General features: G+C 65.9%; 14 protein-coding genes. 9 read left to right on the top strand and 5 right to left on the bottom strand.

Going from position 1 to position 19533, the window contains the following annotated elements; all coding sequences use genetic code 11:
• The first annotated feature begins 176 nt into the window (after positions 1 to 176).
• From rfbA to NDN16_RS19060, 4 genes are all read left to right on the top strand, one after another.
• Positions 177 to 1061 carry a glucose-1-phosphate thymidylyltransferase RfbA gene (gene rfbA, locus NDN16_RS19075; RefSeq protein WP_251115047.1) on the top strand — a complete coding sequence of 295 codons (885 nt, stop codon included), beginning with the start codon at positions 177 to 179 and terminating at the stop codon, positions 1059 to 1061.
• A 117-nt stretch (positions 1062 to 1178) separates the two neighbouring features.
• Entirely contained in the window at positions 1179 to 3377 is a 2199-nt protein-coding gene (locus NDN16_RS19070; RefSeq protein WP_251115046.1) for an esterase-like activity of phytase family protein, read from the top strand.
• A gap of 70 nt (positions 3378 to 3447) precedes the next feature.
• On the top strand, positions 3448 to 4197 hold the full coding sequence (locus tag NDN16_RS19065; RefSeq protein WP_251115045.1) for an AraC family transcriptional regulator: 750 nt from the start codon (positions 3448 to 3450) through the stop codon (positions 4195 to 4197).
• Between the two features lie 72 nt (positions 4198 to 4269).
• Positions 4270 to 4989 (top strand): haloacid dehalogenase type II, encoded by a 720-nt coding sequence (locus tag NDN16_RS19060; protein WP_251115044.1) that lies wholly within the window; start codon positions 4270 to 4272, stop codon positions 4987 to 4989.
• A 5-nt stretch (positions 4990 to 4994) separates the two neighbouring features.
• Here the strand turns inward: NDN16_RS19060 and NDN16_RS19055 are convergent, their stop codons facing one another.
• Positions 4995 to 5189 (bottom strand): hypothetical protein, encoded by a 195-nt coding sequence (locus NDN16_RS19055; RefSeq protein WP_251115043.1) that lies wholly within the window; start codon positions 5187 to 5189, stop codon positions 4995 to 4997.
• Between the two features lie 63 nt (positions 5190 to 5252).
• The gene (locus NDN16_RS19050) at positions 5253 to 6452 is read right to left on the bottom strand and encodes an acetyl-CoA C-acyltransferase (protein ID WP_251115042.1); all 1200 of its coding nucleotides are present in this window, start codon (positions 6450 to 6452) and stop codon (positions 5253 to 5255) included.
• A 277-nt stretch (positions 6453 to 6729) separates the two neighbouring features.
• Here NDN16_RS19050 and NDN16_RS19045 point away from each other — a divergent pair, with 277 nt between their 5' ends.
• Both NDN16_RS19045 and NDN16_RS19040 read left to right on the top strand, forming a co-directional pair.
• A complete protein-coding gene (locus tag NDN16_RS19045; protein WP_251115041.1) occupies positions 6730 to 7986 on the top strand; it encodes an efflux RND transporter periplasmic adaptor subunit in 1257 nt (418 codons plus the stop codon).
• A 15-nt stretch (positions 7987 to 8001) separates the two neighbouring features.
• Positions 8002 to 11142, top strand: a complete 3141-nt coding sequence (locus NDN16_RS19040; RefSeq protein WP_251115040.1) for an efflux RND transporter permease subunit — start codon at positions 8002 to 8004, stop codon at positions 11140 to 11142.
• An 81-nt stretch (positions 11143 to 11223) separates the two neighbouring features.
• Here NDN16_RS19040 and acs read toward each other — a convergent pair whose 3' ends face one another.
• The 3 genes from acs to NDN16_RS19025 form a co-directional block, all read right to left on the bottom strand.
• On the bottom strand, positions 11224 to 13182 hold the full coding sequence (gene acs / locus NDN16_RS19035) for an acetate--CoA ligase (RefSeq protein WP_251115039.1): 1959 nt from the start codon (positions 13180 to 13182) through the stop codon (positions 11224 to 11226).
• Positions 13183 to 13321: 139 nt separating this feature from the next.
• On the bottom strand, positions 13322 to 14332 hold the full coding sequence (locus NDN16_RS19030) for an AI-2E family transporter (protein ID WP_251115038.1): 1011 nt from the start codon (positions 14330 to 14332) through the stop codon (positions 13322 to 13324).
• A 136-nt stretch (positions 14333 to 14468) separates the two neighbouring features.
• A complete protein-coding gene (locus tag NDN16_RS19025) occupies positions 14469 to 15143 on the bottom strand; it encodes a YggS family pyridoxal phosphate-dependent enzyme (protein WP_251115037.1) in 675 nt (224 codons plus the stop codon).
• A 147-nt stretch (positions 15144 to 15290) separates the two neighbouring features.
• Here NDN16_RS19025 and leuS point away from each other — a divergent pair, with 147 nt between their 5' ends.
• From leuS to holA, 3 genes are read left to right on the top strand one after another with little or no spacing between them, the layout of a single operon-like run.
• On the top strand, positions 15291 to 17933 hold the full coding sequence (gene leuS / locus NDN16_RS19020; RefSeq protein ID WP_251115036.1) for a leucine--tRNA ligase: 2643 nt from the start codon (positions 15291 to 15293) through the stop codon (positions 17931 to 17933).
• On the top strand, positions 17920 to 18483 hold the full coding sequence (gene lptE, locus NDN16_RS19015; RefSeq protein WP_251115035.1) for an LPS assembly lipoprotein LptE: 564 nt from the start codon (positions 17920 to 17922) through the stop codon (positions 18481 to 18483). The genes leuS and lptE overlap by 14 nt, the downstream gene beginning before the upstream one ends.
• A 10-nt stretch (positions 18484 to 18493) precedes the next feature.
• Complete coding sequence (holA, locus tag NDN16_RS19010; RefSeq protein ID WP_251115034.1) at positions 18494 to 19531, top strand: DNA polymerase III subunit delta; 1038 nt, start codon at positions 18494 to 18496, stop codon at positions 19529 to 19531.
• Positions 19532 to 19533: the final 2 nt, after the last annotated feature.

The raw sequence follows: 19533 nt of genomic DNA, 5'->3' as shown, positions 1-19533 counted from the left end.
AGCCTCCCCGTGCCCGGGGGCCGTCGCTGCGTCACAGGGAACTGGCTCTAGACCAAATCGGACGGAAAGAAAACGTGCCCATTCGATGGCGTGCCACCCGCCTTGCAGCGGACCTTTCGCCCAACGCCGTATTCCGATAGAAGGCCGGCAGTCTTCAAGTAAAGCGGAATGGGCCTATGAAGGGCATTATCCTCGCCGGCGGCAGCGGCACACGACTGCACCCGATGACCCTCGTGGCATCGAAGCAGTTGCTCCCAGTCTACGACAAGCCGATGATCTATTATCCGCTGTCGGTTCTCATGTCCGCCGGCATACGCGAGATCCTGATCATATCCACCCCGCATGATCTTCCGCGCTTCAAGGCGTTGCTGGGCACCGGAGAAAGGTTCGGCATCGACTTGACCTATGCCGAGCAGCCCAGCCCCGATGGTCTGGCGCAGGCCTATCTGATTGGGGAAGAGTTCATCGGCGGTCAGCCATCATCGCTGATCCTGGGCGACAATCTCTTCTACGGCCATGGCCTGCCGGAACTGCTCGGCAATGCCTCGAGCCGCACCAACGGCGCCACCGTCTTCGCCTACCACGTCAGCGATCCGGAGCGATACGGCGTGGTCGAATTCGGCTCCGATGGCCGCGCCGTCTCCATCGAGGAAAAGCCGGCGCAGCCGAAATCCAACTGGGCCATCACCGGCCTCTACTTCTACGATGGGCGCGCATCGGAGATCGCGCGCAGCCTGAAGCCGTCCCCCCGCGGCGAACTCGAGATCACCGATCTCAACAAGGTCTATCTGGAGGAAGGCAAGCTCTCCGTCGAGCCGATGGGCCGGGGCTTCGCCTGGCTCGATACCGGTACGCCGGATTCGCTGCTGCAGGCCGCAGAGTTCGTCCAGACGCTCGAGCAGCGGCAGGGGTTCAAGGTCTGCTGCCCGGAAGAAATCGCCTTCGTCAACGGCTTCATCGATGCCGACCAGTTGCGGACGCTCGGCCGCGAACTCGGCAAGAGCAGCTATGGCCAATATCTGCTGCGCGTTGCAGACGACGGTCTCGCGAATCCGTTCTGAACGCTCGGCAGACACAACCAGTCATTGTTTCGTCATCGACCTGTCATGAAGGTGTAGCGCCCTTTTGCTTGGAAACGGCATCGCCACAGCAAGAGGTTCGCCGCCGTGCGCCACCCCATGACCCTTCCCCTCGCCGCGCTGCTTCTGGCGTCGTCCGCCCTGTCGGCCGCCGCGGAGCCCGTGTTCAATCGCATCGCGTCCTTCCCGGTCGCGCTGAACCTGCCGGAGGGGGTCGATCCGAACAGCGAGACCTCGGCCGAGATCATCGCGGCTTCGCAGGACGGGTCGATGCTCGTCTATTCCGACAGCCCTCATGGCGGCATCGGCTTTATCGACATCACGGACGGGACGGCCCCGAAAGCGGCCGGATACGTGACCTTCCAGGGCGAACCGACGTCGGTCGCCATCGCCGGTGGCAACGTTCTGGTGGGCTTGCGCACCTCCGATTCCAAGACGGAGCCTGCGGGTGAACTGGCCGCCGTCTCCCTGTCCGGCCGGGAGGTCGTGGCCACCTGCGACCTCGGCGGCCAGCCCGATTCCGTCGCCGTGTCGCCGGACGGCACGCTGGCGGCGGTGGCCATCGAGAACGAGCGCGACGAAGACCTGAACGACGGCGCACTGCCGCAGATGCCTGCCGGCTATGTGGTGCTTCTTGCGCTGTCGAACGGCCTGCCGGATTGCGACGGCCTGAGGAAGGTAGACGTGACCGGGCTCGCCGAGATCGCGCCCGAGGATCCGGAGCCCGAATTCGTCTCCTTCAACGATGCCAACGAGTTGGCCGTCACCCTGCAGGAGAACAATCACATCGTCCTCATCGATGGCGCTTCCGGCGCCGTCACCGGCCATTTCAGCGCCGGTACCGTGGCATTGGAGGGTGTCGACGCAGGGGATGACGGCGCACTCTCCTTCTCGGATTCGATCGAAGCGCGCCCGCGCGAGCCCGATGCCGTCAAATGGCTGGGCCAGGATCGCCTCGTGATCGCAAACGAGGGCGACTGGAAGGGCGGCACACGCGGGTTCACCATCTTCAACCGCGACGGTACCGTTTCCTACGAATCCGGCCCTTCCTTCGAGATGCATGTGGCGCGCGCCGGCCATTATCCGGACAAGCGGTCGGACGCGAAGGGCGTCGAACCGGAAGGGCTCGAAGTCGCCCGCTTCGGCGACGACGACCTGATCTTCGTCCTGTCGGAGCGCGGCTCCGTGGTCGGGGTCTACCGCGACACGGGCGGTGAACCCGAATTTCTTCAGCTTCTGCCCTCCGGCATATCGCCGGAAGGCGCCGTCGCCATATCCGGGCGCAATCTCCTGGCGACTGCGAACGAAGCCGACCTCGTGGAAGACGGCGCCGCGCGCAGCCATGTCATGCTGTTCGAACGCGGCGAGGGCGAACCGGCATATCCGCAGCTCGTCTCCGACGATCGGGACGGCAAGCCGATCGGCTGGGGCGCCCTCGGAGCTCTCGCCGCCGATGCCACTGAAGCCGGCAGGCTCTATGCCGCCAGCGACAGCGTGTACAAGAGCGCGCCCACCATCTTCACCATCGATGCGACGGGCAAGCCGGCACGCATCGTCGATGCCATGACCGTTACCGAAAACGGAGAGCCGGCCGGCAAGCTGGACATCGAGGGACTTGCCCTCGACGGCGACGGCGGCTTCTGGCTTGCCAGCGAGGGTGACGCCAAGAAGGAAATCCCGCACCGATTGGTGCATGTCGATGCCTCAGGTTCGATCGTGGAGTCGGTTGCGTTTCCTCCGACCCTCCTGGCCGGCCAGACGCGGTTCGGCGCGGAAGGTATCGCGCTCGACGGAGACAGGCTCTGGGTCGCCATCCAGCGTCCCTGGGAAGATGATCCTGCCGGGATGACGAAGCTGCTGGCCTATGACCTCGGAACCCGGCAGTGGGGCGCCGTTCGCTACCCGCTGGAGACCCCAAGCCGCGAGGGCGCCTGGGTCGGCCTGTCCGAGCTGACGATCCATGACGGGTACGCCTATCTGATCGAGCGCGACAATCTGATCGGGGACGAGGCAGCGCTGAAAAGCCTGACCCGCGTCAGCCTCGCGGATATGCAGCCGGCCGCGCTGGGCGGCGATCTTCCGGTCGTTCGCAAGGAGCGTGTCCGCGACTTCATTCCGGACCTCAAGTCGCAGACCAACGGATACGTGGTGGACAAGGTCGAGGGTTTCGCCATCGACTCCGGCGGCAACGGCTTCGTGGTCACGGATAATGACGGTGTCGACGACTCGTCCGGGGAAACGCTCTTCTTCGGGATCGGCCGCATGGATGAACAGTCGGCCGGGCTCACCGCCGAATAAGGCCTATGCCCCGGCGGAGCCCAGCAGTATAGAGGCAGGATAGCTTCAATCTGTCGGACTCCGCCGGGATATGCAGCAGCCAGCCTTCCACATCCGAAGCTATGGGCACGGCCATCCGCCGGAGCGGCACGATTTCGCGCAGTTCGTCCTGCCCCTCCAAGGCAGCTTCGAGATGGAGATCGCCGGGCGAGCCAATCGTGTATCGCCCATGCGCGCCGCCTTCGTGGAAGAAGGCGTATCCCATTGCCAGGAGGCGACCGGCTCAAACCGATCTCTGATCGTCGATGTCGACATGGCGCAACTGCCGGCCTGCCGGATCGACCGGCTCCGGCTGCGTCCCTTTCCGCTCATATCGCGGATGTCGGCCCGGCTAGTCGAGTATATGGCCCTGGCACGCGCCGGCGCGGACGAGGCCGCAGCATTCGGGGCGCAGCCATGGCTGGCGCTTCTGGTGGAGGGTCTGGCAGGGCCGGCGCCGACATCTCCGGGCGCCTTCGATGCCATGCTGGCCGCCGTGGAGGCACGCCCGCAGGATGGATGGACGACCCGCTCGATGGCGCAGGCCGCCGGAATGAGCGTCAGCCGGCTGTACGACCGGTTCCGCGCCGCGAAGGACACGACGCCACACGCCTTTCTGGAAGCCGCGCGCCTGCGGCTGGCAGGCGATCTTCTGGCCACGGGCACGTTGTCCCTCGCCGATGTCGCCCTTGCCGCCGGCTACGGAGACCAGAGCGCCCTGTCGCGCGCCATGCGCCGCACGCTGGATACGACGCCGGCCGCGTATCGCCGAGCCATGCGAGAAAACGCCGCTTCGTCGTAGATATCGCCAATCCCCGGCAGGCGAATCCGGCTATCGAGGGCCAGATCCATTCGACACAAGGCGGGCGCCGCAATGAAATTGACAGATTTCGATACGTTGACCTTCGACTGCTACGGCACGCTCATCGACTGGGAGAGCGGCATGGTGGAAGGCCTGCGCAGCCTGACGGGACGCATGCGGGAAAGCCTGTCCCGCGACCAGATCCTACAGGCCCATGCGCGGCACGAATCCGCCCAGCAGGCATGGACTCCAGCGCGTCCGTACCGCGAACTCCTGGCCATCGTCTACAAGCGCCTGGCGGAAGAATGGGGGGTGGAGACGTCCTGGGCGGACTGCGAAGCCTATGGCGACAGCGTCAAGGACTGGCCGGCCTTTGCGGATTCGGCCGAGGCGCTGGCCTATCTCAAGTCGTATTATCGGCTCGTGATCCTGTCCAACGTCGACAACCGCTCCTTTTCGCATAGCCAGCGGAAACTGGGCGTCGCGTTCGACGCCGTGTATACGGCCGAAGACATCGGATCCTACAAGCCTGCCGCCAGAAACTTCGACTACATGATGGAAAATCTGAAGGGGCTCGGCGTGGAAAAAGGCCGGATCCTCCATACGGCGGAAAGCCTGTTCCACGACCACACGCCCGCCAATGCCGCAGGGTTGAAAAGCTGCTGGATCTTCCGCCGTCACGCCCAATCGGGCTTCGGCGCGACGATGGATCCCGGTCAACTGCCGCATGTCGACTTTCGCTTCGACAGCATGGCGGACCTTGTCGCGGCCCACCGCGCCGAGATGCGATAGCGAGCCTACTCTCCGCCCAACGCCTTGCGACGCCGGTGCAGTTCGTCCAGCGTCTCCTGCTGCTCTTCCAGCCGGCGGGCGATATTTTCTTCGCTGGCGGCGCCGGAGGCGGCCGCCGCAGCCTCGGTCAGGTCGCGCATATTGGCTTCGACCATCTTGATTTCACTGTCCAGTGCCGCAAGCTCGTCCGTTTCGCTCATGAGAGGTCTCCGCTTCTTAGGTCTGTAGGGATGTGGGTCGGCCGGCGCCTACGGCAATGCGCGTCACGCCGGCGGGCATTCCACCGCGATGGCCGTGGCCTCGCCTCCGCCGATGCAGAGCGAGGCGACACCACGCCGAAGGCCCCTCGCCCGAAGGGCGTGGACGAGCGTCACGATCAGGCGCGTGCCCGTTGCTCCGATCGGATGGCCGAGCGCGCAGGCGCCGCCATTGACGTTCAGCCGCTCGCGCGGGATCGACAGTTCGCGTGCCGCAGCCATGGCAACCAGCGCGAACGCCTCGTTGATCTCGAACAGATCGACGTCGCCGACGCTCCAGTCCAGTCGGTCGAGCAGCTTGCCGATGGCCGGGATGGGCGCCGTCGCGTACCAGGCCGGCTCCTGGGCATGGGTGGCATGGCCCAGTATCGTGGCCAGCACGGGCAGGCCGAGCGCGCGGGCGCGCGCCGCCGTCGTCAGAAGCAGCGCGGCCGCCCCGTCCGCATTGACCGACGCGCTGGCCGCCGTGATGGTGCCATCTGGCCTGAAGGCCGGCTTCAGGGCGGGTATCCGCTCGGGTTGAACCTTCGTCGGATGCTCGTCGGTGTCCACGATGGTGTCGCCGCCCCTGCCCGATACGGTGATCGGCGCGATCTCGGCCGCGAAGGCGCCGTCGGCCGCAGCCGACCGGGCGCGCTTGAGCGTTTCCATGGCGAAGGCGTCCTGGTCCGCCCGCGAAAACTGATAGGCAGCGGCGACCGCTTCCCCGAAATCGCCCATCGGGCGCCCCTTCTCATAGGCGTCTTCGAGCCCATCCAGCATCATATGGTCGAAAACCGTGTCGTGGCCGACGCGGTAGCCGCTTCGCGCGCGCTTCAGCAGATAAGGGGCGTTGGACATCGACTCCATGCCACCGCTGAGCACGATGGAGGCCGACCCGGCGCGGATCAGGTCATGCGCCAGCATCGTCGCCTTCATGCCGGAGCCGCAGACCTTGTTGACCGTCGTGGCGGCGACGCTGTCGGGCAGCCCGGCGGCGCGCGCGGCCTGTCGTGCGGGCGCCTGGCCCTGGCCGGCCGGCAGGACGCAGCCCATCAGAACCTCGTCCACGGATGCGCCGTCCGCACCGCCTGCCCGCTCCAGCGCCGCGGCGATGACGTGAGCACCGAGCTGCGGCGCTTCGATCGGCGCCAAGGCTCCCGACACCCGCCCCAGGGGCGTCCGGACTGCGGAAACGATGACGACGGATTGGTCCGATGCGGACATGCTGGTAACCTCCCGAAGACGCGCGCTGTTGACCGCGCTTGCGACTGGACGCCTTATGCAGCATCTTGCGGTCGGGGAACAACAGCTTCGTGCTTCCCGATACGGTCTATGCTGCGTTGCAAAATGCGCAACCGGGCGAAATTCGTCGCGTGTTCGGGTTGCGCACATACATGCACAGATGTATCTATGTCGCACTGCAACTCAGACGCGCCGATCCATGCCCGGAGTCCGCGCAGTCGTCCGTGCGGCCCGACGCCGCAACAGCAAAGGCATCCCGATGCGTAGATTCAAGTCTCTGGTCCTGTTGCCGCTCGTGGCCTCGACACTGCTTCTCGCTGCCTGCCGGGAAGAGCAGCAGGCCGGCGGCGGGGGTGCTCCGCAGATGCCGCCATCCCAGGTCGGCATCGTGACGACCCAGCGCGAGGCCCTGCCCGTGGTCTCCGATCTTCCGGGCCGCATCGCCCCGACGCGCATCGCGGAAGTGCGTCCGCGCGTCGGCGGCATCATCGTGCGCCGGGTCTTCGAGCAGGGCTCCGACGTGGAAGAGGGCCAACCGCTGTTCGAGATCGACCGCGCGACCTACGAGGTCGAGGTGGAAGCCGCCCGTGCCGCCGTCATGCGCGCCGAGGCCGTGTTGCTGCAGGCCAACCAGGATGCCGAGCGTGCACGCCAGCTCGTCTCGACGCGTACGACCAGCCAGTCGAGCCTCGACACCGCCATCGCGACGCAGAAACAGGCCGAGGCAGACCTTGCATCGGTCCGGGCGTCGTTGCGCGGCGCGGAGATCAACCTCGACTATACCACCGTCCGTGCCCCGATCGCCGGCCGGATCGGCCGTGCGCTTGTCACGGAGGGAGCACTCGTCAGCCAGAACAACACGGAAGCGCTCGCGACCATCCAGCAGCTCGACCCGGTCTATGCCGACGTCCAGCAGCCGGTAACGGAGCTGATCCGCCTGCGCAACGCGCTGGCGCGCGGCGAGCTGGAGCAGATCGAGCCGGACGTGGCCAAGGTCAGCCTGATGCTGGACGATGGCTCCAGCTACGGAGAGCCGGGACGACTCCTGTTCTCGGAAGCCACGGTGGACCCGGCAAGCGGCCAGGTGACCCTGCGCAGCGAGTTTCCCAATGGCGACGGCAACCTCCTGCCGGGCATGTATGTGCGCGTGGCGGTGGAACAGGGTATCGACCAGGCGGCGATCGCCGTGCCCAACCAGGCCATCCAGCGCGATACGGCGGGCCGGGCGCAGCTCTTCGTGCTCGACCCGGACAATAAGATCATGCTCCGCAACGTCACCATCGGCCGCACCATCGGCAACCGCGCGGTCGTTTCCCAGGGCCTGGACGCCGGGGAGCGCGTCGTCGTGGACGGGTTCCAGAAGACCGGTCCGGGCGCGACCGTCGAGCCGGTCGAATGGACCGATCCCTCGCTGGCCCAGCCGGCCGGGGCGGAAGGCGCCGCCGCCCAGACGCAAACCCCGACCGAGGCCGCGCCGCAAGGCGATGCTGCTCCGGCCGGCCAGACGGCCGAATAAGGGACCGACAGCCAGATGCCTCGCTTTTTCATCGACCGACCCATCTTCGCCTGGGTGGTCGCGATCTTCATCGTACTGGCCGGCGTGATCTCGATCCCGAACCTGCCGATCTCCCAGTACCCGAACGTCGCACCGCCGCAGCTGACCATCTCGACGAACTATCCCGGCGCGTCGCCGGAAGACCTTTACCTGCAGGTGACGAAGCCGATCGAGGAAGAGCTGAACGGCGTTCCCGGCCTCATCTATTTCGAATCGACGAGCGATGCGAGCGGCCGGGTCGAGATCACCGTCACGTTCGAATCCGGCACCAATATCGCCCAGGCGGTCGTCGATACGCAGAACCGGATCAAGCGCGTGGAAGCGTCGCTTCCGTCCGTCGTGATGCAGCAGGGCCTCCAGGTCGAGGAAGCGGGTTCCAGCTTCCTGATGGTCGTTTCGCTGATCGCCGACGAGAATTCCAACCTCGACGCCGTCGGCCTCGGCGACTATCTCAGCCGCAACGTGATCAACGAAATCCGGCGTGTGCCGGGCATCGGCCGTGCGCAGCTGTTCGCCTCCGAGCGGGCGATGCGCATCTGGCTCGACCCCGACAAGCTGATCGGGCTCAACCTCTCGGTTTCCGACGTCACCGCCGCCATCCAGTCCCAGAATGCGCAGGTTGCGGCGGGCTCGATCGGTGCACAACCCAATCCCGTCAGCCAGCAGACCACCGCGACCATCCTGGTGCGGGGCCAGTTGTCCACCCCGGAAGAATTCGGCGCCGTCGTGCTGCGATCCAACGAAGACGGATCGCTGGTCCGCCTCCGCGACGTGGCGGATGTCGAGATCGACGCCGAATCCTACGCCTTCACCACCTTCCTGAACGGCCAGCCCAGCGCCGCGATCGGCGTCCAGCTATCGCCCACCGGCAACGCGCTTGCCGCGGCGGAGGGCGTGCAAGCGGTGATGGAGCGGCTGCAGCCGCTGTTCCCGCAGGGGGTTTCCTACGACATCCCGTACAACACCGCGCCCTTCGTCGAGGCATCGATCGAGAAGGTCGTTCACACGCTGATCGAAGCCATCGTGCTCGTCTTCGTGGTGATGTTCATCTTCCTGCAGAACTTCCGCTACACGATCATTCCGACGCTCGTCGTGCCGGTTGCGCTGTCGGGCACCCTCGCCGTCATGCTTGCGGCCGGCTTTTCCATCAACGTCCTCACCATGTTCGCCATGGTGCTCGCCATCGGCATTCTCGTCGATGACGCGATCGTGGTGGTGGAGAACGTGGAACGCATCATGTCCGAGGAGGGGTTGCCACCGCTGGAGGCCACCCGCAAGGCGATGTCGCAGATCACCGGTGCCATCGTCGGCATCACCCTCGTGCTGGCCTCGGTGTTCGTGCCCCTCGCCTTCTTCCCGGGTTCGGTCGGCGTCATCTATCGACAGTTCTCGCTGACGATGGTGACATCGATCCTGTTTTCGGCGCTGATGGCCCTTTCGCTGACGCCGGCGCTCTGCGCCACCTTCCTGAAGCCCGTCAAGGCCGGCCATCACCACGCCAAGGGTGGCGTCTTCGGCTGGTTCAACCGCGGCTTCGACAAGACGTCGCGCGGCTACAGCAACATCGTCGGCCGCTCGGTGCGCAAGGCTGGCCGCCTGATGCTGATCTATATCGCGCTCCTGGCAGGCCTCGGATATTTCTATGTCCAGATCCCCAGCGCCTTCCTGCCGCAGGAAGACCAGGGGTTCCTGATCGCCAGCTTCCAGGGGCCCGCCGGCGCGACGGCCAACCGCATGCGCGAAGTGACGCGGGAGAGCGAGGAGTTCATCCTTGCCAACCCCGCCGTCGACAAGATGATAACCATCCAGGGCTTCTCCTTCTCGGGTACCGGGCAGAACGCCGCCCTCGCCTTCATCACCCTGAAGGACTGGTCGGAGCGCACGGGCGAAGGGCAGAGCGCGGCGGAACTCGGTGGCGCCTTCACCATGCGTCTGCTGCAATTCCGCGATGCCATAGCCTTCGCCCTGTCGCCGCCGCCCATCCAGGGCCTCGGCAATGCGGGCGGCTTCGAGTTCCGCCTTCAGGACAGGGGCGGGCAGAGCCCCGAGGCGCTCGCCGCCGCGCGCGACCAGTTGCTGGGGGCAGCCTCGCAAAGCCCTCTTCTGGCCGATGTGCGCTTCGACGGCCTGCCGGACGGACCCCAGCTCATCATCGACATCGACCGCGAGAAGGCCAACACGTTCGGCATCACCTTCGCCGACATCAACAACACCATCTCCACGAGCCTCGGCTCCAACTACGTCAACGACTTCCCCAACAATGGCCGCATGCAGCGCGTCATCGTGCAGGCGGACCAGAGGGCGCGCATGGATGCCGATCAGGTGCTCCAGCTCAACGTGCGCAACGCTCAGGGCGGCATGGTGCCGCTGTCGGCGGTGGCGACCGTGGACTGGACGGTCGGCACATCGCAGCTCATCGGCTACAACGGCTATCCTTCGGCCCGCATCACCGGCTCGGCGGCGCCCGGCTACTCCAGCGGCGAGGCGATCGCCGAGATGGAGCGGCTGGCCGGAGATCTGCCGCAGGGATTCGCCTTCGAGTGGACAGGCCAGTCGCTGCAGGAAATCCAGTCCGGCTCGCAGGCGCCGATCCTGATCGGCATGGCCATGCTGTTCGTATTCCTGTGCCTGGCCGCGCTTTACGAAAGCTGGTCCATCCCCTTCGCGGTCATGCTGGTCGTGCCGCTGGGCATCATCGGCTGCGTCGCCGCCGTGCTGCTGCGCGGCCTGGAGAACGATGTCTACTTCACCGTCGGCATCATCACGATCATCGGTCTTTCGGCCAAGAACGCGATCCTGATCGTGGAATTCGCCAAGGACCTGCGGGCCGAGGGCAAGGGCCTGATCGAGGCGACCATCGAGGCGGCGCACCTGCGTTTCCGTCCGATCCTGATGACCTCGCTGGCCTTCACCATGGGCGTCATCCCCATGGCGATCGCCACGGGCGCCAGTGCGGCCAGCCAGAACGCCATCGGTACGGCCGTCATCGGCGGCATGATCTCGGCAACCGTCCTGGCGGTGTTCTTCGTGCCGATCTTCTTCGTCTTCGTGATGCGCACCTTCTCGCGGCACAAGGCGAAGAAGGACGAGACGCAGGCGCCGGCACAGGGCGCCTGACAGCAAACCGCACGAACAACGGAAAGGGCCGCCCGGCGTGACGCCGGGCGGCCCTTTTGCGTTCTCGATATCGAGGGGCGTTCAGGCGTCCTTGCGGTTCTGCCTGTTGTCGATCAGGTCGTCGACCACGCCGGGGTCGGCCAGGGTGGAGGTATCGCCGAGCGCGCCGAAATCGTCTTCCGCGATCTTGCGCAGGATGCGGCGCATGATCTTGCCGGAGCGCGTCTTGGGCAGGCCGGGCGCGAACTGGATCTTGTCCGGAGAGGCGATGGCGCCGATATCGGCGCGCACATGCTGGACCAGTTCCTTACGCAGGTCGTCACTGGGCTCGATGCCCTCCATCAGCGTGACGTAGCAGTAGATGCCCTGCCCCTTGATGTCGTGCGGATAGCCGACCACCGCGGCCTCGGACACTTTCGGATGCGCCACGAGGGACGATTCGACCTCGGCCGTGCCCATGCGATGGCCGGAGACGTTGAGAACGTCGTCGACCCGGCCGGTGATCCAGTAATAGCCGTCGGCGTCGCGCCGCGCGCCGTCGCCGGTGAAGTACTTGCCGGCATAGGTTGCGAAATAGGTCTGTTCGAAGCGCTCATGGTCGCCGTAGACCGTGCGCATCTGGCCCGGCCAGGAATCGACGATGCAGAGGTTGCCGTCGGCCGCCCCCTCGAGAACCTTGCCCTCGTTGTCGACGATCTGCGGCTGGACACCGAAGAAGGGGCGCGTTGCCGAGCCCGGCTTCAGCGGCGTGGCACCGGGCAGCGGGGTTATGAGGATGCCGCCCGTTTCGGTCTGCCACCAGGTATCGACCACGGGGCATCGCTCGTCGCCGACCACGCGGTAATACCAGTTCCACGCCTCGGGGTTGATGGGTTCGCCAACCGACCCGAGCACCCGCAACGACGCGCGAGACGTCTTGCGCACCGGATCGTCGCCGGCGCCCATCAGGGCGCGAATGGCCGTCGGCGCGGTATAGAAGATCGCAACCTTGTGCTTGTCCACGACCTGCCAGAAGCGGGATGCATCGGGATAGCTCGGAACGCCCTCGAACATCAGCGTCGTCGCCCCATTGGCCAGCGGCCCGTAGACGATATAGCTGTGACCGGTCACCCATCCGACGTCGGCGGTACACCAGTAGACCTCGCCTTCGCGATAGTCGAACACGTGGGCATGCGTCATAGAGGCATAGACGAGATAACCCCCGGACGTATGCAGCACCCCCTTGGGTTTGCCCGTCGAGCCGGAGGTATAGAGGATGAACAGCGGATCCTCGGCGTTCATCTCTTCCGGCGGGCAATCGTCGGAGACGGTCTCGCGGACTTCATGCCACCAGAGATCGCGGCCGTCGACCATGTCGACATCGCCGCCCGTGCGCCGCACCACCAGCACCGTCTCGACGGCCTGCCCCGCCTTCCCGGCAATGGCCACCGCGCGATCGGCATTCTTCTTCAACGGGATCGTACGTCCGCCGCGCAAGCCCTCGTCCGCCGTGATCAGGACCGAGGAGCCCGCCCCCTCGATACGACCGCCGAGGGCGTCGGGCGAGAAGCCGCCGAAGACGACGGAGTGGATCGCGCCGATCCGCGCGCAAGCCAGCATGGCATAGGCCGCTTCCGGAATCATCGGCATGTAGATGGTCACGCGGTCTCCACGCTTGACGCCCCGTCCCTTGAGGACGTTCGCCATGCGGCAGACTTCGTCGTGAAGCTCGCGATAGGTTATCGACTTGCTGTCGGCTGGGTCGTCGCCCTCCCAGAGGATAGCGGTCTGGTTGCCGCGGGTCTCCAGATGGCGGTCGATGCAGTTCGCCGCGACATTCAGCGTACCGTCCTCGAACCAGCGGATGGATACGTTGCCGGGTGCGAATGAGGTGTTCTTGACCGTTTCGAACGGCTTGATCCAGTCGATCCGCCGGCCGTGCTCGGCCCAGAAACCGTCAGGGTCTTCGACGCTGCGCGCGTACCAGTCTGCATAGGTACTTTCGCTCAGGCGGGCGCCCTTCTTCCATTCGTCCTTGATGGCGACGACCGGAGACTCCATTCCATTCCTCCCAGCATTTCAGTTCGACAGGCGGCGCGCGGCTGCCTCCATGCAATCTAGTCAGCACCGGCCGCAAAGGGAATTGCCGTCAGCGCCTTATTGCGGCCCGGCATGCCGCAAATCTGCGACAGGCGCGCCCTCATGCATCCTTCTCCTCCGCCGGTCCGCCCAGAACGTCCTTCACGTAAAGCTCGCTTACCAGTGTCTGCGCGACAGCCAGCATGGGTACGACGAGGATCAGGCCAAGGAGGCCGAACAACACGCCGAAGAGAAGCTGTGCACCCACCATGAGCGCCGGCGCGATCGACGATGTGAAACGCTGGGCGATCGGCTCGGCGACATTGCTTTCGACCCCCTGGATCAGCAGGTACACGCCAAGCGCCCACAAGGCCATCTCCATTCCCTCCGACCACGCGGCCAGCACGATGATGACCCCGGCAACGAAGGGGCCGATGGTCGGGATGAAGGCCAGGAAGCCGGCCTGAAGGGCCAGCAGGAAAGCGTAGGGCATTCCGATCGCCCACAGGCCGATCCACGAGACGACGAAGACGATCAGCATGGAGATGCCGACCCCCGCAAGCCACAGGCGCAGCGAATGCGCGCTCTTGCGCAGCACCTCGCCGAACCGTGCCCGCTTGTCCTTCGGGACAAGGCTGACCAGCCCGCGGCGGTACAGGCCGGGCTGCCACGATATGAAGATCGCCAGGAAGAGCATCACGAAGATATTGCCGAACCCGCCCAGAACGGAGAACAACGCCTGCGACGCCGAAGAGAAGACGCCCGAAGGATCGGGCAGTAGCTGGTTCAGCGCATCGCCTTCCGACCCCGATCCGATCGGAAGTCCGCTATCGCGGAGAGCGTCGATCGCACGTCCGAATTGCTGCTCGACGGCGGCGAACAGCTCGTTCCACTGCTGAACGAGCGCAACGCCGCCCACTGCGACGGGGGTTGCTATGAGGGCGAAGATCGCGAGGTAGGACAACAGCAATGCCAGCGGCCTCGGAATGCCGATCCACCGAAACAATTTGGAGCAGCCGTCGAAGATGGCTGCCAGAATGAAGCTGGCGAAAAGGATGAAGACGGCGGACGAACCGGCGTACAGCGTGAGAAGGCCCACGACCATGGCCAGCACGATCGCGGTTACGGTCACGGTCTGGCGAGCGAGATCCGGAGAAGATGAGTGGCGAAACACGAGACAGGTCTTTCAGGGTTGCGAGCCACCCGACAAGTAGGACCCGCCCCCGACATGCACAGGGTGCCGGGCGTCTGTTTCACGTGAAACCGGATCAGACCCCCGCGTGCCGCGCGCCGAAGATGGCGCTGCCGACGCGGACGCCCGTCGCACCGAAGGCGACCGCGATGTCGTAATCGCCCGACATCCCCATCGAAAGCTTCGCCAGGCCGGCCTCACGCGAAAGCTTGCGCAGCAGTGCGAAATGCGGGCCGGGGTTTTCGCCGGCAGGCGGGATGCACATGAGGCCTTCGATCGCCAGGCCGTGAACCGCGCGGCATCGCGCCACGAAATCGACCGCGTCCCGGGGGGCTATACCGGCCTTCTGCGCTTCCTCGCCCGTATTGACTTGCACGTAGAGCAAGGGGGCACGCTTCTGCCGCTCGATTTCCCGGGCCAGTTCCCGGGCGATCTTCTCCCTGTCGACGGTTTCGATGACATCGAAAAGGGCGACCGCATCGGCCGCCTTGTTGGATTGGAGCGGTCCGATCAGATGCAGGCGGATATCCGCGAATTCGGACCGAAGCGCGGGGAACTTGGCTTGCGCCTCCTGCACCCGGTTTTCGCCGAAGATGCGGTGTCCTGCCTCCAGCGCCGGGCGAATATGGGTCGCATCGTAGGTCTTGGACACGGCGACGAGTTCGACGGATCCGTCCGGCCGTCCGGCCTCATGCTCCGCCTTGCGCAGATGCCCCAGCACTTCGGCGAGTTGCCCGGCCACGTCGATCATCGACGGCGATCTCCTTTTCGTTCCAGCGGCGCTGGCTGTACCCCAGTTTGCCCGGCTTCGTCACCCCTCCGCTGTTGACGGAGCGGACCGGGCATGGTGAAGCACTTCGTAAACATAACAGCACCGCCGAAAGATCGCCGCGTCACCATGGCCACAGAACGTTACAACCCGCGCGCCGCCGAACCCCGCTGGCAGGAGGCCTGGTCGAGCGCGAAGCTTTTCGAAACGCAAGACGACGCCCCCGGCGAGAAATACTACGTGCTCGAGATGTTCCCCTACCCGTCGGGGCGCATCCATATCGGCCACGTGCGCAACTATGCGATGGGCGACGTCGTCGCGCGCTACAAGCGCGCCAAGGGCTTCAACGTGCTGCATCCCATGGGCTGGGACGCATTCGGCATGCCGGCAGAGAACGCCGCCATGCAGAACAAGGTGCACCCGCGCGAGTGGACCTATGCCAACATCGCCGCCATGCGTGGGCAGCTGAAGTCCATGGGCCTGTCGCTGGACTGGTCGCGCGAATTCGCGACCTGCGACGTCGACTATTATCATCGCCAGCAGATCCTGTTCCTCGACATGCTCAAGGAGGGCCTGGCCTATCGCCGCAAGAGCAAGGTCAACTGGGATCCGGTGGACCAGACGGTGCTGGCCAACGAACAGGTCATCGATGGCCGCGGCTGGCGCTCCGGCGCGGAAGTCGAGCAGCGCGAACTGACCCAATGGTTCTTCCGCATCACCCGCTACGCCGACGAGTTGCTGCAGGCGCTGGATACCTTGCCCGGCTGGCCGGAAAAGGTCCGCGTCATGCAGAAGAACTGGATCGGCCGGTCCGAGGGGCTGTTGCTGCGCTGGGCTTTGGCGGGCAACGAGCGCCTGTCCGTGGCCGAACTGTCGGGCGAAGGTGTCGGGCGCGAAGTGGAGGTCTTCACGACGCGTCCCGACACGCTGTTCGGCGCTTCCTTCATCGCCGTGGCAGCCGACCATCCGCTGGCACGCGCGGCAGCGGCGACGGACTCGAAGCTGGCCGCCTTCATCGCCGAGATCCGGCGTGGCGGCACCAGCACGGAATCCATCGAGACGGCCGAGAAGCGTGGCTATGATACCGGCCTGCGCGCCATCCACCCGCTGGATCCGTCCTGGACGGTCCCGGTCTATGTCGCCAATTTCGTGCTGATGGAGTACGGGACCGGCGCCGTCTTCGGCTGCCCCGCCCACGACCAGCGCGACCTCGAATTCGCCCGCGCCTACGGCCTTCCGGTAAAGCCCGTCGTACTGCCCGCCGGCGCCGAGCCTGCCGATTTCGCCATCGCCGACGAAGCCTATGTCGGCGACGGCACCTTGTTTCACTCGGACTTCCTCGACGGGATGAGCCCGGACAACGGTTTCGACGCCGTGGCCGATCGGCTGTCCGGAACGCAGCTCAACGGCCGGCCGCAGGCAGAGCGGCGCGTCAATTTCCGCCTGCGCGACTGGGGTATCTCGCGCCAGCGCTATTGGGGCTGCCCAATTCCCGTCCTGCATTGCGACACATGCGGGATCGTGCCCGAGGCTCCCGAGAACCTGCCCGTCGTGCTGCCCGACGATATCGATTTCGACATGCCCGGGAACCCGCTCGACCGGCATCCCACCTGGCGCCGGGCCACCTGCCCGCATTGCGGGGGTGCGGCCCTGCGCGAGACGGATACGATGGATACCTTCGTCGACTCGTCGTGGTATTTTGCGCGCTTTACGGCGCCCCACGCCGCGCAACCGACCGTCCCGGCGCTGGCCAACGCCTGGCTGCCGGTCGACCAGTATATCGGCGGCGTCGAGCATGCGATCCTGCACCTCCTCTATTCCCGTTTCTTCACCAGAGCCATGAGCGCCTGCGCGCACATGGCGGTGGACGAGCCTTTCAAGGGCCTGTTCACGCAAGGCATGGTGGTCCACGAGACCTATCGCGACGGGCGGGAATGGGTGGCGCCCGCCGACATCGTGCTGGAGGAAGCGGACGGACGCCGCATCGCCCGGAGGCTTTCCACCGGGCAGGAGATCGAGATCGGCCCGATCGAGAAGATGTCCAAGTCCAAGAAGAACGTCGTGGACCCGGATGACATCATCGCCTCCTACGGGGCGGATACGGCACGCTGGTTCATGCTGTCGGACTCCCCGCCCGATCGCGACGTCATCTGGACGGAGGCCGGCGTCGAGGGCGCGTTCCGGTTCGTCCAGCGCTTGTGGCGCGTCGTCAACGAGGCGGCGGACACGCTGCGTGGCCCCGTTGCGGGCACCGTTACCGATCCGGCGCTGGCAGCGGACGTCAGGCGGGCGGCGCATCGCGCCGCGGCCGGCGTGGCCGACGATATCGAGCGGCTGGCCTTCAACAAGGCCGTCGCGCGTCTGTACGAACTGGTCAACACCCTGTCGGCGGCATTTTCCACACCGGCCTTTGCTGCCGACCCGGCGGTCCGCGAGGCCGGTGCGGAGGCCCTGTCCATCCTCATCCGCCTCGTGGCGCCGATGATGCCCCATCTCGCCGAAGAGTGCTGGCAGGCGGCGGGACAGGAAGGGCTCGTTGCCTCTCAGCCCTGGCCGAGCGTCGATCCGACCCTGCTGGTGGATGACGAGATCGTGCTGCCGGTCCAGATCAACGGCAAGAAGCGCGCCGACCTGCGCGTTGCCAAGGATAGCGCCGTCGAAGAGATTGAAGCGGCGGTTCTCGCCCTAGATGTCGTGCTTGACGCGCTCGCGGGCTCCAGCCCCAGGCGCGTCGTCGTCGTACCCGGAAGGATTGTCAATGTCGTTCTCTGATCCCGCGCGGCTGCGCAGCATCCGCATCGCCGGCGCGCTGGCCGGCCTCGCCCTGCTGGCGGCCTGCACCTCGGGCCCGGCCTATGCACCGCCGCCGACGTCTACGGGGCCCGCCTTCGACGGGCCGGCCTTGCTGACCGACATGCGCGGGCGCGTGTCCGTGGCGGCGGCCGCGACGCGCACCGATCAGCTGTTCCGCAACGCGCTCGTCTATCGCCTCAACGGCGCGGACCCGGTGTCCAGCCCGCTTTACGAAGTCCGCTTCGTCGTAACGGCGTTGGACGAGGTCACCTCCGTCGAAAGCGGCACGGGCGTTCCGTCGGCCGCCTCCTACCGCATGCAGGCCGATTATACGGTGATCCGGCTTTCGGACGGCGAGACGATCGGCGCGGGATCGAGGTTCAGCACCGTGCCCTACGACCGCAACTCGCAGCTCTACGCCTCGCAGAGTGCCGTTGAGGACGCCCGCGCCCGCGCCGCACGGGAACTGGCCGACCGCGTGGGTATGGCCGTCCTGCCCGTTCTGAAGCGCGAAGCGCCACAGAGCTGACACGACAGGCATGGCGCAGAAGAAGGCCGGCGAGGTTGATGCATTTCTGTCGCGGCCGGACACGTCGTTTCCGGTGCTTCTGCTCTACGGGCCCGATACGGGGCTCGTGTCGGAACGGTCGGCGCGCGTCGCCGCCCTGTCCGGCGTCGATCTGAACGATCCCTTCGCCAGCATCACTTTGTCCGCCGACGAGCTCGAAAAATCCATCGGACGCCTGTTCGATGAAGCCAATACCGTCTCGATGTTCGGCGGACGACGCCTGATCCGCATCCGCGGCGCAGGCAATGGCAAGGCGCTGGCCGACGCCGTGGCAGACCTTGCCGCCAATCCGCCGGCCGAAACCACCATCGTCATCGAGGCCGGCGAGCTTCGCAAGTCTTCGGCACTGCGGGTCAACGTGGAGCGCGGCCGCGCCGCCCTGGCACTTCCCTGCTACCCGGACGAGCAGCGCGGCCTCGACCGGCTCATCGACGAGGAACTGTCGTCCGCCGGCCTGTCCATCGACCGGGCCGGGCGGGACCTGTTGAAAAGCCGTCTCGGCGCCGACAGGCTGGCCTCGCGCGGGGAGATCCAGAAGCTCTGCCTCTATGCGCGCGGCCAGGCCACGATCACCATTGCGGATATCCAATCCATCGTCGGGGACGTCTCCTCGGAAACGGTGGACGAGGCCATCGACGCCGCGGCCTCAGGCGAAGTCCGGCGACTTCCCCATCTGATCGAGAGACTGATGGGATCGGGCGTCAGCACCTTCCAGCTCCAGAACCCGATGCTGCGCCATTTCCAGCAACTGCAGCTCATGCGGCAGGAGATGGATCGCGATGGCCGCTCGGCGAAAGACATCGTCGCGCGCCGCCGCGTTCATTTCAGCCGGCAAGGCGCGCTGGAGGCAGCCCTGTCGCTCTGGTCGCAGGACGCAATCGCGACCGTGCTGCTACGCATGGAAAGCGACATTCTGAAAAGCCGCAAGGAAGCGGCCTTGCAGCAGATCATCACCTTCCGCCTGCTGATGGATATCGGCGTGGAAGCCGCGCGCGCCCGCCGGCGCTGACG

It is taken from the genome of Aureimonas altamirensis (assembly GCF_023702225.1).
Taxonomy (GTDB): Bacteria; Pseudomonadota; Alphaproteobacteria; order Rhizobiales; family Rhizobiaceae; genus Aureimonas; species Aureimonas altamirensis_B.
This window is presented reverse-complemented; position numbering and strand designations above follow the sequence as displayed.

Bases quoted from the DNA above. Each gene is read 5' to 3' on its own strand.
- lptE (WP_251115035.1), top strand. From the start codon at position 17,920: ATGTCGTTCTCTGATCCCGCGCGGCTGCGCAGCATCCGCATCGCCGGC.
- NDN16_RS19065 (WP_251115045.1), top strand. From the start codon at position 3,448: ATGCAGCAGCCAGCCTTCCACATCCGAAGCTATGGGCACGGCCATCCG.
- NDN16_RS19070 (WP_251115046.1), top strand. From the start codon at position 1,179: ATGACCCTTCCCCTCGCCGCGCTGCTTCTGGCGTCGTCCGCCCTGTCG.
- NDN16_RS19060 (WP_251115044.1), top strand. From the start codon at position 4,270: ATGAAATTGACAGATTTCGATACGTTGACCTTCGACTGCTACGGCACG.
- holA (WP_251115034.1), top strand. From the start codon at position 18,494: ATGGCGCAGAAGAAGGCCGGCGAGGTTGATGCATTTCTGTCGCGGCCG.
- NDN16_RS19040 (WP_251115040.1), top strand. From the start codon at position 8,002: ATGCCTCGCTTTTTCATCGACCGACCCATCTTCGCCTGGGTGGTCGCG.
- NDN16_RS19045 (WP_251115041.1), top strand. From the start codon at position 6,730: ATGCGTAGATTCAAGTCTCTGGTCCTGTTGCCGCTCGTGGCCTCGACA.
- rfbA (WP_251115047.1), top strand. From the start codon at position 177: ATGAAGGGCATTATCCTCGCCGGCGGCAGCGGCACACGACTGCACCCG.
- acs (WP_251115039.1), bottom strand. From the start codon at position 13,182: ATGGAGTCTCCGGTCGTCGCCATCAAGGACGAATGGAAGAAGGGCGCC.
- NDN16_RS19050 (WP_251115042.1), bottom strand. From the start codon at position 6,452: ATGTCCGCATCGGACCAATCCGTCGTCATCGTTTCCGCAGTCCGGACG.
- leuS (WP_251115036.1), top strand. From the start codon at position 15,291: ATGGCCACAGAACGTTACAACCCGCGCGCCGCCGAACCCCGCTGGCAG.
- NDN16_RS19025 (WP_251115037.1), bottom strand. From the start codon at position 15,143: ATGATCGACGTGGCCGGGCAACTCGCCGAAGTGCTGGGGCATCTGCGC.
- NDN16_RS19055 (WP_251115043.1), bottom strand. From the start codon at position 5,189: ATGAGCGAAACGGACGAGCTTGCGGCACTGGACAGTGAAATCAAGATG.